Raw genomic sequence first — 13044 nt, 5'->3', positions numbered from 1 at the left:
GTTTTTTGTTTTGGTATGCCTGTCCCCGCCCTCGCTGGCGGTGGACGCGCCGTCATCCCGCCTTTGCGATACCGCTGTCCGCCGCTCCCGACCGCAAATTCTGGAAGAACTTTTCCACCTCGCGTGACAGCGTGTCCGCGGTTGCGGTCAGGCTGCTCGCCGCCGTGAGCACCGAGGATGCCGCCGTATCGGTCTCGCCGATGGCGTCGCGGAGCGAGGTGATGTTGGCGACGAGGGTTTCGTTGCCTTGGGCAGCCGACTGCGCGTTGGACGAGATCTCGCGCGTGGCGGCGTCCTGCTGGCCGATGGCGCCGGCGATTGCCGAGGTGACGTCGTTGATCTCGCGGACCGCGCCGCCGATCTCGCGCACGGCCTCGACCGCATTGCGGGTGGAGGACTGGATCATCGAGACGTTCTCGCTGATATCGGCGGTCGCCTTCGCGGTCTGGCCGGCAAGCGCCTTCACTTCGTGTGCGACAACGGCAAAGCCGCGGCCGGCGTCGCCAGCACGGGCGGCTTCGATGGTCGCGTTGAGCGCGAGCAGATTGGTCTGCTCGGCGATCGCCTGGATCAGGCTGAGCACGCCGTCGATGCGTTGCGTGGCGGCCGCCAGGCTCTCGATCTCGGCGATCGATTTCTCGGTGCGCTGGCCGGTCTGCTCGACCGCGCTGGCCGACTGCCGCACCTGCCGGCCGATCTCCACCACCGATGCCGACAGCTCCTCCGCTGCACCCGCGACCGCCGTGACATTGTGGGAGGCCTGTTCGGTGGCGTTCGCCGCCGTGCCGGCGCGGCTGCTCGCATCCGCGGTGACGCGGGTGATGGTCTGCGCCGTCTCACGCATGACGGAGGCGCTGTCGCTGAGGCCGCGCATGATCGCGCCGATCGCCTCGCGAAAAATGTCGACGGATTGCTCGATATGGCGAGCGCGCTCCCCGCGCGCGGCGGAGTCCTGCGAGACCTGCGAGGCGAGGTTGCGGTTGCGCCCCATCGCGTCCTGGAAGATCTGGATCGCGCGTGCCAGCGCGCCGATCTCGTCGGCGCGGTCAGCGTGCGGCACCACGACGTTCTCGGCGCCGTCTGCGACCTGCTTGATGGTCGCGGTGATGGCGGAGAGGGGCCGGGCGATCGAGCGGGCGATGATGACGATGCCGATCACGACCAGCGCCAGCGCCACGCCGCCGAGGCAGGTCAGGACGAGCGAGAGGATGCGATTGGTCTCGATCTCATGCGCGATCTGCCTGCCGCGCTCGGCATAGACCTTGGACAGCGCCTCGAGATCCTTGTTCAGCGCCGAGCGCACGGCGCGGTTGGCGTCGTTGTCGCCCCATTCGCGGCCTGCGGCCGCATTGATCTCGACGCCGCGCCGCACCAGCTCCTTGCGGAATTCGACGAACTGCTCGATGCGCTTCTTGAAGGTGGCGAACTGTTCGGCATCGTCAGCCCGGACGATGGTTTGCCAGCGTTTCACGACGTCGAGGATCTGGGCGTTGAACTTGAGCAGGCCCTCGCCGTATTTCTTGACGACGGCAGGCTCCGTCGACATGTAGACGCCGCGCGATTCCATCACGACCGCATAGACCAGCGAGTTGACCCGCTCGACGTTGAGCGCGGCGGCGTTCGCGGTCTCGATCGCGCTGGTCAGGTCGGCGCCGCGGCGGCTGTTGTAGTCGGACAGCATCGCGATCGCCGCCGTCAGCAGCGCGAACAGCGCGAAGATCGCGTACAGCTTGTTGGCAAGCGTAAAGCGGCCTGCCAGGCCGGCGGCATTCCCAGATTGGTTGATGGTCATGATGTTCAAGGGCCCTGAATGGCCAGGAGCGGCCGGGAGAGCGCGGTCGTGCAAAATTGATGCAAAATTATGCAGAATGAAGATGGACGCTGCGTTAACGCGGGGTTTGCCCCCCTTCGCCCTTGGTCGAAAGAAAGGTAAGATATTTCAGCGTCTTGATCTGAAGGTATAGTCTTGGGTTCGTGATAGTCTTGGGATCGTGCTGGACTCGGTCACTGGCCGACGAACCCCCGGAGAGACCCTTGGTCTACCGCCACACCATCGACGCCACGACCTACACGTTCCCGGATTTGCGCGACCTGCTCGCCAAAGCAACCCCGCCGCGCTCCGGCGACCGGCTGGCGGGGATTGCCGCCGCCAGCGCCGAGCAGATGATCGCGGCGCGGATGGCGCTCGCCGACGTCCCGCTCGGGCAGTTCTTGCAGGAAGCCGTCGTCCCCTATGAAGCCGACGAGGTCACCCGCCTCGTCATCGACTGCCACGACGCCAGGGCCTTCGCGCCGGTGGCCTCGTTGACCGTCGGCGCCTTCCGCGACTGGCTGTTGTCGGATGCCGCCACGCCAGAAATCCTGCGCAAGCTGGCGCCCGGTATCACGCCGGAGATGGCGGCCGCGGTCTCAAAGCTGATGCGCAACCAGGATCTGATCCTGGCGGCGCGAAAATGCGAGGTCACCACCGCGTTCCGCAACACCATCGGCCTGAGGGGCCGGATGAGCACCCGGCTCCAGCCCAACCATCCGTTTGACGACGCCAGGGGCATCACCGCCTCGATCCTGGACGGCATCCTGCTCGGCGCCGGCGATGCCTGCATCGGCATCAACCCGGCGAGCGACGACCCGGCTGTGATCGGCCAATTGCTGCGGCTGCTCGACGAGATCATCGCGCGGCTGAAAATCCCGACCCAGGCTTGCGTGCTGACCCATGTCACCACGACGCTATCGCTGATCGGGCAGGGTGTGCCGGTCGACCTCGTCTTCCAGTCGGTCGCCGGCACCGAAGCTGCCAACCGCAGTTTTGGTGTCGACCTCGCGCTGCTGAAGGAGGCGCAGGACGCCGGGCTGTCGCAGAAGCGCGGCACGGTCGGGCAGAACATGATGTATTTCGAGACCGGGCAGGGCTCGGCGCTGTCGGCCAATGCCCATCACGGCGTCGACCAGCAGACCTGCGAGGCCCGCGCCTATGCGGTCGCCCGCGCCTTTGCGCCCCTCCTGGTCAACAGCGTGGTCGGCTTCATCGGCCCGGAATATCTCTGCGACGGCAAGGAAATCATCCGGGCGGGGCTGGAGGATCATTTTTGCGGCAAGCTGCTCGGCCTGCCGCTGGGGATCGACATCTGCTACACTAACCATGCCGAGGCGGACCAGGACGACATGGACAATCTGCTGACGCTGCTCGCGGCCGCCGGCGTCACCTTCATCATGGGCGTCCCCGGCGCCGATGACGTCATGCTGAACTATCAGTCCACGTCTTTTCACGACGCGCTCTACGTCCGCGACGTCTTCGGACTGCGTCGTGCGCCGGAATTCGACGACTGGCTGGCGCAGTCGGGCATTGTGGGCGCTGACTTCCGGCTTGCCGGCGATGCTGGCCTGCTGCCCGATTTTGCCTCCCGGCTGATCGCGTGACGCGGCGGAAGCACCCGGCGGCTTGAGGAAACCATTGGTCCCTCCGGGAATTATGCTCATGCCACAATATTGAGAAATTCCGGCGACAGCATTACGCTATACGTCGGGCTGGCAATTTCCGCGGCTATGTCGAGCGTGGCGGGGGAGCTTTGATGCGAGCTGAAAGTAACGGTACCTCCCGGCGGATTCTCTGCGTGTTTCCGCGATACACTTCGTCGTTCGGAACGTTCGAGCATTCCTATCCCCTGACCGATGGCGTCCGCGCCTTCATGCCGCCGCAGGGGCTTTTGCTGCTCGCGGCCTATCTGCCCAGGGAATGGCAGGTCAAATTCGTCGACGAGAACCTTCGCCGCACGACGAAGGAGGAGTTCGAATGGGCGGAAGCGGTCTTCGTCAGCGGCATGCACATCCAGCGCCAGCATATGAACGACATCTGCCGCCGCGCCCATGAACTCGATCTGCCGGTCGCGCTCGGCGGTCCCTCGGTCAGCGCCTGTCCGGACTATTATCCGTCGTTCGACTATCTCCATGTCGGCGAGCTCGGCGACGCCACCAATCAGCTGTTCGAGATCCTGTCGCGCGACATCTCGCGTCCCGAGGCCCAAGTGGTGCTGACCACCAAGGACCGTGTGCCGATGACGGAGTTTCCGATCCCGGCCTACGAGCTCGCCGACGTGAAGAAATACTTCCTCGGCAGCATCCAGTATTCCAGCGGCTGTCCCTATCAGTGCGAGTTCTGCGACATCCCCGGCCTCTACGGCCGCAACCCGCGCCTCAAATCGCCGGAGCAGATCATCGCCGAGCTCGACCGCCTGCGCGAATGCGGAATGACCGACACGGTCTATTTCGTCGACGACAATTTCATCGGCAACCGCAAAGCGGCGCTGGACCTCTTGCCGCATCTGATCGAATGGCAGAAGAGGACCGGCTATGTGGTGCGCCTCGCCTGCGAGGCCACGCTCAACATCGCCAAGCGGCCGGAAATCCTCGAGAAGATGCGCGAGGCCTATTTCGTCACCATCTTCTGCGGCATTGAGACGCCCGATCCCGATGCACTGAAGGCGATGCACAAGGACCACAACATGATGGTCCCGATCCTCGAGGGCGTGCAGACCATCAATTCCTACGGCATGGAGGTCGTGTCCGGCATCATCATGGGGCTCGACACTGACAAGCCGAACACGTCCGAGGTGCTGCTCGACTTCGTCGAGGACTCCCGGATTCCGCTGCTCACGATCAACCTGCTTCAGGCGCTGCCGAAGACGCCGCTGTGGGACCGCCTGGAGCGCGAGGGACGCCTGGTCGAGGACGACGGCCGCGATTCCAATGTCAACTTCCTGTTGCCCTATGACGACGTCGTCGCATCCTGGAAGCATGCCATGGCCGTCGCCTACGAGCCCGAGAAGGTCTACGCGCGCTTCCAATATCAATGCGACCACGTTTACGTGCACCGCCTGAAGATGCCGACGCCGGACGAGATGAAGACCTGGCCCAACATCAGGCGCGGCCTTGTCATGCTGCGAAATATCTTCTGGAAGGTCGGCGTGCTTGGCGACTACAAGCGCGTGTTCTGGAAGTTCGCGCTGGGGCGCATCAAGCGCGGCGATCTCGAAGGCCTGATCGGCTGCACCCTGATTGCGCACCATCTCATCACCTTTGCGCGTGAAGCATCGAGCGGCGAGACGAATGCGTCGAACTATTCGCTGCGGCTGCGCGAGGCTTCCGTTCCCGCCGAATGACGCAACATGTCTGACCCGGCCGTTCCGCGCCGCCCGACCCTCGATCTGCGGTCGCTCACGCCTGCGCGCGTCGCGCTCGGGCGCAGCGGCGCGAGCGTGCCGACGCGCGCGCTGCTCGACTTCACGCTGGACCATGCCCGTGCCCGCGATGCCGTGCATGCCGCTTTCGACGCGCCGCGACTGGTCGCCGATCTCCGCGCGCTTGGCCTCGTCGCCACCGAGGCACGGAGCCGGGCGGTCGACCGCAGGGACTATTTGCGGCGTCCCGATCTGGGCAGGCAGCTCGATGCCGGATCAGTCGAGGCTCTGACGCGAAGTGCCTCGGGGCCGTGCCCACTCGCGGTCGTGATCGGCGACGGCCTGTCGGCGGCAGCGGTCCACGCCCATGCGGCCGCGCTGATGACGCGTCTGATGCGGCTGCTCGCAGCCGACGATGATGTCGCGATCGGCCATGTCGTCGTCGCCTCAGGCGTGCGCGTCGCGCTCGGCGACGAGATCGGTGCCATTCTCGGTGCGCGCATGGTCCTGACGCTGATCGGCGAGAGGCCGGGCCTGTCGGCGCCCGACAGCCTCGGCGCCTATCTGACTTTCGCACCGAAGCCGGGCCGCACCGATGCCGAGCGCAATTGCGTGTCGAACATCCACAAGGCCGGTTTGAGCTATGACGAGGCTGCTTTCAAGATCGCCTGGCTGGTCCGCGAAGGGCTGGCCCGGGAGGTCACCGGCGTGGCGCTGAAAGACGAGAGCGCGGACCGCGCGCCGCGTCGAATTGGCATGGCTTTGCCCTTATGACGGGCATTACGGCAAAATCGCCACATCTTGATCGATTTGGCCACACTTCGCCTGCTTGCGAGAGGGGTGATTGTCCTGCTAAACCCCTCGCGGCGATTTTCCGCGCATTTTCAAAGGCAAGCCTCCCATTGGTATGGCATTTTCAGGCCGTTCGCGGGGCGCAACAAGCTCACAGACCGAGCCGATTTAGGAACTGGACAAGGCATGCTCGAAAAGCACCGTGAGAATGAGGTTCATGTCGAGAAGGTCGAGCAGGGACCTGCGTCCTCGATCGCCTTCGGGCTTGAGCGCATCGGGCTGATCGCCGTCCGGGCACCGATCGTTTCCTGCATCGTCCTGCTCGTGCTTATCGTCGGCGCCGTGTTCGGCATTCACCGGATCAAGATCGACGATTCGCTGTCGCAGCTCTTCCGCTCCAATTCCCGCGAATTCCACCAGTATGAAGAGGTGACCAAGAAGTTCCCGGCCGAGGAGTTCGACGTCCTCGTCGTGGTCGAGGGCAAGACCCTGCTGGCGCGGAAAAACCTCGAGAAGCTGCGCGACTTCGTCACCGACATGCAATTGGTCGAGGGCACGCGCGGCCTGGTCTCGCTGTTCTCCGCGCGTCAGGCGCCGGCGCCGGGCAAGCTGCCGGCCGCGCTGTTCCCGGCCGACCTGCCTGAGGGCGAGGCCTATGACAAGTTCATCGAGACCGTCAAAAACAACGAGATCATTCGCGGCAAGCTGTTGTCGGAGGACGGCACGCTGGCGCTGATCGTGCTTTCGCTCGATCCGGAGGTGGTCGCCTCCAACAAGCTGACCAAGACCGTCGCCGACATCCGCGCACTGATGAAGGAAGACCTCAGCGATACCGGGCTCAACGTGCAGCTCTCCGGCGTGCCGGTCATGCAGCTCGAGATCCGCAACGCGGTCGAGCGCGACGGGCTCACCTACAACATCCTGGGCATTCTCGCGGGCTGCGTCATCGCCATCATCTTCTTCCGCAAGGTTTCGTTCATGGTGGCGGCGGCGTTCCCGCCGATGATCGCGATCCTGCTGGCGCTCGGCGCGCTCGGCTGGGCCAATTTCAATCTCAACATGTTCCTGAACGTGATGACGCCGCTCATCATGGTCATCAGCTTCTCCGATTCGATGCAGCTCACCTTCGCCGCGCGCGACCGGCTGATCGCAGGTCAGGACAAGTATACCGCGTTCAAGAACGCGGTGCTGGTGGTGGGGCCGGCCTGCGTGCTGACGCACGGCACCGCCGGCATTTCGTTCATTGCGCTCCAGTTCTCCGACTCCGACTTGATCCGCAAATTCGGCGAGGCGGGTCTCGCCGCAACCATGATCGCTCTGGTCGCGGTGCTGTCACTGGTGCCGGTGTTCGGCGTACTGCTGGTGCGCAACGAGCAGACGTTCGCGACCAAATTCCAGAGTGCCGATGCGGGCGTGCAGGCGCTGCGCAATTTCTGCTACTGGATCGCGGTGCGCATGGTGGGCCGCCCCGGCCTGTTCAGTCTGATCGCGGTGGTGTTCGTCGCCGGCCTCGGCGTCATCTACGCCAATCTGGAGCCGCGCTACCGGCTCGCCGACCAAGTGCCGGACAAGCGCCAGGCCGTCGCCGCCAGCGACCGGCTCGATGCCAAGCTCACCGGCGCCAACCCGGTCAACGTGCTGATCAAGTTCCCCAAGGATGAAACGCTCTATTCGCCGGAGACGCTGCAAACGATCGCGGATGTGCATGCGATCGTGGAGAAGGCGGCCGGTGTCGGCAACGTCTGGTCGGTCGAGACTCTGCGCCGCTGGCTTGCGGACAAGGCCGGCAGCGCCGACGTCGCGACGCTGAAGGAATATGTCAGCGTCATTCCTGAGCATCTGGTGCGGCGTTTCATCGATGCCCAACAGGATGCGGTCTTGGTGGCCGGCCGCGTGCCCGACAAGGATTCCAGCCAGCTCCTGCCGATTGTCGACAAGCTCGATTCCGAGCTCGACGCCGTTCGCAAGAAGCACCCCGGCTACGAGGTGGCGGTGACGGGTCTTGCCGCGATCGCGGCGCGCAACTCGGCCGGCATGATCGAGAAGCTGAATCGCGGGCTCACCGTCGAATTCGCGCTGGTCGCGATCTTCATCGGCCTCGCCTTCCGCTCCTGGGTCGTGATGTTCGCCTGCATCCTGCCGGGCATATTCCCGGTGGTGATGTCGGGAACGGTGCTGTGGGCAATGGACGAGGGCCTGCAATTCGCCAGTGTCGTGGCGCTGACCGTCTCGTTCGGCCTGGGGCTGAGCGCAACAATCCACTTCCTCAACCGACTCAGGCTCGAAAGCAAGCCGGGCGTCGGTTCGGCGCTCGCGGTGGAGCGCGCGACCGTGCTGGTCGGCCCGGCGCTGATCTTGACGACGCTGGTGCTGGCCTGCGGCCTCGTCGTCACCGTGTTCTCGGACCTGCCGTCGCTGCGGCTGTTCGGCTGGCTCAGCGCCTTCTCGATGGTCATGGCCCTCGTCGCCGATCTCTTCATCCTGCGGCCGACGGCGATGTGGCTGATCAATCTGCACGCCAAGCTTCAGGGCGCGGACAAGCGCGCGATCTGAATCGATCGCGACGAACGGTCGACCATATTCTGATAAAAGAAAAACCCCTGGCGAAAGCCAGGGGTTTGTTTTGATCTGACGTCTGGGAAGCGTGAAGGCTATCAGCCCTTCGTCATCGTGATGTTGACGCCGCGGATCTCGCCCTTGGAGGAAATCTGCACCGTCTGCTTGGTGCCATTGGTGCGCAGCGACAAATTGGCGGCGAAGCCGTTGGCTTCGACGAACACCTCAATCTGGCCGCCGCCGGCGGTGCCCTGCAAATTGCCGAAGATGTTGCGGTTGGCCTCGCTCCAATTGCCGGAGATGCGCTCGCCCTGGCTCGTCACGTCGCTGGTGAGGTCGAACTTGTAGCTGTCGGACGCGCAGTGCAACGCCTGCTTGAGGCTGAGACCGGTACCGGCGACCTTGTAGTCCGCCTTGCAGCGGATGCGCTCGGTGGAGCCGTCGGACAGCGACACCGTGCCGGTGCCGGTCCACGCGCCTTCGAAACCTGCAAATGGTCCGGACGACTGAGCCTGGCTTGCCGAAACTGAGAAGAGCAGCGCAGCCCCGATGCCGGCCGCCTTGATTGCCTGTCCAGATCGCCCAAAGAATTTCATCTCAAAATATCCCGTTTTAGAAGGACGTCCGCTTTTCACCAAGAACGTCTCGCCACATCGAAAGTTTAGTGTTCCGAGCCAGTGTCAGGTTCAATGCCTGACTGCCAGAGATGGCGGTTCACGACGCCTCGCGCCATGCTCCGACCTCGCGATTTGCGGTATTTCGGCATGTTTCTGGCGCCCAAGGCCGGGTCGAGAGATGCAGCTCTGCAACAGGTGCGCAGCAAAACGCGGCGTGCCTGAATTATGACGTAGTATCAATCTCTTACATTTGCCAGAGAAGGTGCAGGGAAGACCTGATTTGGTGGATCTGGCGCCAATTTGGCCGCATTTACCAGTGCTTGTGCCTTCTCCGAGGCTGCACTTTCCGCGGCAACTTGCCATCAGAACAATCCGTTTCCGGTCGTCCCCCTGTGTGGTCCGGGATCGGCGCGATTCTGCCGTCAGAATGAAGGAATACAATGCGTAAGCTTCTCGTCGCTCTCACCTTGCTGTCGGCCTCCCTCTCGACCGCAGCGTTCGCCCAGCAAGGGCGCGGCACGGACTCCGAGCAGAAGGCCTGCTCGCGCGATGTGCAGAAGCTCTGCCGGCCGGTCATCGATCAGGGCGATTTCACCATTCTGGCCTGCCTCAAGGAAAACCGGGCCAAGATTTCGCAGGCCTGCGACCAGGTCCTGAAGAACCACAACCAGTAAGCTCGGCCACTGGCCCAAGGCGGCCCCGGGGTCGCCTTTTCGAGCCGGACCCGGAAGGGCAGCCATCGAGAGACAGGATTGGTTTTGCGGCCGTATTCCCCTATATGGGGGCCGCGGCGGCATCGCCGGCATGAGCCCGCGCGAGCGAAAAAGCCCTTCCTGTCCAAACGATTGTAGACCAGCCCTCGATGACCTCTGCGACCGAATTGCGATCCGGCAAGGGTGAGCGCGACGAGAATTTTCCCGTCGCGTCCTGGATCATTCATCCGCGTCATCGCGCCTTGATCCTGGCGTATTACAATTTCGTCCGCACCGCCGACGACATTGCCGACCACGCCACGCTGCCGGGCGACGAGAAGCTCGCTTATCTCGACCTGCTCGAGGCGGAATTGCTCGGCACGGGCGACACCCAGGCCGAGGCCGTCAGCTTGCGGCGCGCACTGGCCGAACGCGGCATGGCGCCGCGCCACGCACTCGACGTGCTCATCGCGTTCCGTATGGACGTGACCAAGCTACGCTACGAGAACTGGGACGAGGTCATCCACTATTGCCGCTACTCGGCAATGCCGGTCGGCCGCTTCATGCTCGACGTTCATGGCGAGAGCACATCGACCTGGGCCGCGTCGGATGCGCTCTGCGCGGCGCTGCAGATCAACAACCACCTTCAGGATTGCGGCAAGGATTTCCGCGAGCTCAATCGCGTCTATCTGCCGCGCGATGCGCTGGCCGCAAGCGGCGCCTCGGTCGAGCAGCTCGGGCTGACGCAATCGCCGCCGGCGATGCTGGCCTGCCTTCAGGCGCTTGCCGTGCGCAACGAAGCGCTGCTCAACGAGGGCAGGTCGCTCAGCGCGGAGATCAGGGACTTCCGCCTCGGCGTCGAAGTCTCGGTGATCCAGGCCTATGCCGACCGCATCGTGCGTCTGTTGAAGGTGCGCGATCCCCTGCGCGAGCGCGTGCACCTGAACAGGTTCGAGCTCCTCACCTTCAGCATCGCCGGCATGATCGGCGAAGTCGGCCGCCGCGCGATCGGACGCAAGGCCATTTCCAGACCGGGGACTGCACATGACGCTTGAGGCGACCTCGCCCGGCGCCAATTATGGCTCGACCGCATCCGGCAGTTCGTTCTACGCCGCGATGCGCATCCTGCCGCACGACCAGCGCGAAGCAATGTTCCAGATCTACAGCTTCTGCCGTCAGGTCGATGACATCGCCGATTCCGATGGCCCGCGCGACGAGCGGCTCGCCGCACTTCAGGCGTGGCGCAACGACATCGATGCGCTCTACCAGGGCAACCCGCCGCCGCGGCTGAAGGACTACGTCGCCTCGGTGAAGAACTTCGGCCTCAAGCGCGAGGATTTCCTCGCCATCGTCGACGGCATGGAGATGGACGTGCCGCAGGACATCCGCGCGCCCGACATGGCGACGCTGGATCTCTATTGCGATCGCGTCGCGAGCGCCGTGGGGCGGCTGTCGGTCCGGGTGTTCGGCCTGCCGGAAGAAGACGGCGTCGAACTCGCCCATCATCTTGGCCGGGCGCTCCAGCTCACCAATATCCTGCGCGACATTGACGAGGACGCGGGTCTCGGCCGGCTCTATTTGCCGCGCGAGGCGCTGCTGCATGCCGGCATCACCTCCAACGATCCGGACCGCGTGATCCTCGAGCGTGCGCTGCCGAAGGTCTGCCTGCCGCTGGCGCAGCGCGCCAAGGTGTATTTCGAGAAGTCGGACGAGATCATGAACCGCAACCGGCGCCGCGCGGTGCGCGCGCCGCGGATGATGTCGAAATACTACCATGCCATTCTGGACCTCCTGATCGCGCGCGGTTTCGACGCGCCGCGAGAGCCGGTGCGTGTGTCGAAAGTCACGCGCATCTTGATCCTGCTCCGTTACGCTCTCATCTGATGCAAAAAACAGCTCACATCATCGGCGCCGGAATTTCCGGCCTCTCCGCCGCCGTGCGGCTCGCCAATGCCGGCTTCAAGGTCGCCGTGCACGAGGCGACGCACCACGCCGGCGGCCGCTGCCGTTCGTATTTCGACGGCGCCACCAATCTCACCATCGACAATGGCAATCATCTGCTGCTGTCGGGCAACAGCCATGCGCGCGCCTATGCGCGATCGATCGGCACCGAGGCGGGCCTGGTCGGACCGGAGCGCGCGCAGTTTCCCTTCGTCGATATCACGACCGGGCAGCGCTGGCAGATCGATCTCGGCGACGGTCGGCTGCCGACCTGGGTGCTCGACGAGAGTCGCCGCGTTCCCGACACCGGGCTCACCGATTATCTGAAGCTGGCGCCGCTGATCTGGGCGTCTGAAGAGACGCTGGTGGGCAAATCCATTCCCTGCGAGGGCGTGCTCTATCAGCGCCTGGTGCAGCCGCTGCTGCTCGCAGCGCTCAACGTCGATCCTCCCGAAGGCTCGGCGGGGCTTGCCGGCGCGATCGTGCGCGAGACGCTGCTCGCCGGCGGGCAGGCCTGTCGCCCCCTGATCGCGCGCGACGGACTCAGTGACGTTCTGATCGAGCCCGCCGTGAAATTCTTGACCGAGCGCGGGCACTCCGTTCAACTCGGCCACGAACTGCGTTCCTTTGCGAACAATGACGGCAAGGTCGGCGCGCTGAATTTCGGCGGCGAGGATCTGATCCAGATCGGCGCTGGCGACGTCGTCGTGATGGCGGTGCCGCCGCGCGCCGCCTCCAACCTGCTGCCCGGCCTGAAGACGCCGACCGAATTCCGCGCCATCGTGAATGCGCATTTCCGCGTTGAGCCGCCAGCGGGATCAGCTCCGATCCTCGGCGTGATCGGCGGCGTCGTGGAGTGGCTGTTTGCGTTCCCGAACCGGCTTTCGGTCACCATCAGCAACGGCGACCGCTTGGTCGACATGCCGCGCGAGGAACTCGCGCAGGTGATCTGGAACGATGTCTGCAAGGCCGGTGGCGTTTCCGGCGAGCTGCCCCCCTGGCAGATCGTGCGCGAGCGCCGTGCCACATTTGCGGCGACGCCGGCGCAGAATGCCCTGCGCCCGGGGCCGGTCACTGCGTTCAAAAACCTGTTTCTTGCAGGCGATTGGACTGCTACGGGATTGCCTGCAACCATCGAGGGATCGGTCCGATCCGGCGATCGCGCCGCCGATCTGGTTCTGGCCGCCAAGGGATACTGACAGGCGGCCCTGACGGGCATTTGTCCCCGGTCAATTTCGGTCTATTTCAATCGACTAACGGAGCAATCGAGCG

The 13044-nt window shown here is 64.3% G+C and carries 10 protein-coding genes; 8 read left to right on the top strand and 2 right to left on the bottom strand.

Translation table 11 applies throughout. The annotated features are described in order from the left end of the window. Positions 1-52: 52 nt before the first annotated feature. Positions 53-1792, bottom strand: coding sequence for a methyl-accepting chemotaxis protein (locus IVB27_RS35095; protein ID WP_247447285.1), 1740 nt, complete (start codon positions 1790-1792; stop codon positions 53-55). Positions 1793-2034: 242 nt separating this feature from the next. Here IVB27_RS35095 and IVB27_RS35090 point away from each other — a divergent pair, with 242 nt between their 5' ends. The 4 genes from IVB27_RS35090 to IVB27_RS35075 all read left to right on the top strand — a co-directional run bounded on the left by IVB27_RS35090 (position 2035) and on the right by IVB27_RS35075 (position 8519). After that, complete coding sequence (locus IVB27_RS35090; RefSeq protein ID WP_247447284.1) at positions 2035-3417, top strand: ethanolamine ammonia-lyase subunit EutB; 1383 nt, start codon at positions 2035-2037, stop codon at positions 3415-3417. Between the two features lie 152 nt (positions 3418-3569). Next, complete coding sequence (locus IVB27_RS35085) at positions 3570-5156, top strand: B12-binding domain-containing radical SAM protein (protein ID WP_247447283.1); 1587 nt, start codon at positions 3570-3572, stop codon at positions 5154-5156. 6 nt (positions 5157-5162) lie between these two features. Next, complete coding sequence (gene eutC / locus IVB27_RS35080) at positions 5163-5948, top strand: ethanolamine ammonia-lyase subunit EutC (protein WP_247447282.1); 786 nt, start codon at positions 5163-5165, stop codon at positions 5946-5948. Between the two features lie 204 nt (positions 5949-6152). Further along, the gene (locus tag IVB27_RS35075; RefSeq protein WP_247447281.1) at positions 6153-8519 is read left to right on the top strand and encodes an efflux RND transporter permease subunit; all 2367 of its coding nucleotides are present in this window, start codon (positions 6153-6155) and stop codon (positions 8517-8519) included. Between the two features lie 101 nt (positions 8520-8620). On the opposite strand, the gene IVB27_RS35070 is transcribed toward IVB27_RS35075, so the two are convergent. Continuing rightward, the gene (locus IVB27_RS35070; RefSeq protein WP_247447280.1) at positions 8621-9118 is read right to left on the bottom strand and encodes a hypothetical protein; all 498 of its coding nucleotides are present in this window, start codon (positions 9116-9118) and stop codon (positions 8621-8623) included. Positions 9119-9579: 461 nt separating this feature from the next. Between IVB27_RS35070 and IVB27_RS35065 the strand changes: the two genes are divergently transcribed. From IVB27_RS35065 to hpnE, 4 genes are all read left to right on the top strand, one after another. Then, a complete protein-coding gene (locus IVB27_RS35065) occupies positions 9580-9813 on the top strand; it encodes a hypothetical protein (protein ID WP_247349845.1) in 234 nt (77 codons plus the stop codon). A gap of 188 nt (positions 9814-10001) precedes the next feature. Further along, positions 10002-10886 carry a squalene synthase HpnC gene (gene hpnC, locus IVB27_RS35060; protein ID WP_247447279.1) on the top strand — a complete coding sequence of 295 codons (885 nt, stop codon included), beginning with the start codon at positions 10002-10004 and terminating at the stop codon, positions 10884-10886. Continuing rightward, on the top strand, positions 10876-11715 hold the full coding sequence (hpnD, locus tag IVB27_RS35055; protein WP_247447278.1) for a presqualene diphosphate synthase HpnD: 840 nt from the start codon (positions 10876-10878) through the stop codon (positions 11713-11715). Before hpnC ends, hpnD begins: the two co-directional genes overlap by 11 nt. Then, positions 11715-12971, top strand: coding sequence for a hydroxysqualene dehydroxylase HpnE (gene hpnE / locus IVB27_RS35050; protein WP_247447277.1), 1257 nt, complete (start codon positions 11715-11717; stop codon positions 12969-12971). Before hpnD ends, hpnE begins: the two co-directional genes overlap by 1 nt. The last annotated feature ends 73 nt before the right edge of the window (positions 12972-13044 follow it).

The sequence above is a fragment of the Bradyrhizobium sp. 197 genome, assembly GCF_023073375.1.
Lineage (GTDB): Bacteria > Pseudomonadota > Alphaproteobacteria > Rhizobiales > Xanthobacteraceae > Bradyrhizobium.
Note: the sequence above shows the minus strand (reverse complement) of the source record. Positions and strands in the feature narration are given on the sequence as shown.

What these genes read in the sequence shown, in the direction of transcription:
- IVB27_RS35095 (WP_247447285.1), bottom strand. Translation starts at nt 1,792, where the DNA reads ATGACCATCAACCAATCTGGGAATGCCGCCGGCCTGGCAGGCCGCTTT.
- IVB27_RS35085 (WP_247447283.1), top strand. Translation starts at nt 3,570, where the DNA reads ATGCGAGCTGAAAGTAACGGTACCTCCCGGCGGATTCTCTGCGTGTTT.
- IVB27_RS35065 (WP_247349845.1), top strand. Translation starts at nt 9,580, where the DNA reads ATGCGTAAGCTTCTCGTCGCTCTCACCTTGCTGTCGGCCTCCCTCTCG.
- hpnC (WP_247447279.1), top strand. Translation starts at nt 10,002, where the DNA reads ATGACCTCTGCGACCGAATTGCGATCCGGCAAGGGTGAGCGCGACGAG.
- hpnE (WP_247447277.1), top strand. Translation starts at nt 11,715, where the DNA reads ATGCAAAAAACAGCTCACATCATCGGCGCCGGAATTTCCGGCCTCTCC.
- IVB27_RS35070 (WP_247447280.1), bottom strand. Translation starts at nt 9,118, where the DNA reads ATGAAATTCTTTGGGCGATCTGGACAGGCAATCAAGGCGGCCGGCATC.
- IVB27_RS35075 (WP_247447281.1), top strand. Translation starts at nt 6,153, where the DNA reads ATGCTCGAAAAGCACCGTGAGAATGAGGTTCATGTCGAGAAGGTCGAG.
- eutC (WP_247447282.1), top strand. Translation starts at nt 5,163, where the DNA reads ATGTCTGACCCGGCCGTTCCGCGCCGCCCGACCCTCGATCTGCGGTCG.
- hpnD (WP_247447278.1), top strand. Translation starts at nt 10,876, where the DNA reads ATGACGCTTGAGGCGACCTCGCCCGGCGCCAATTATGGCTCGACCGCA.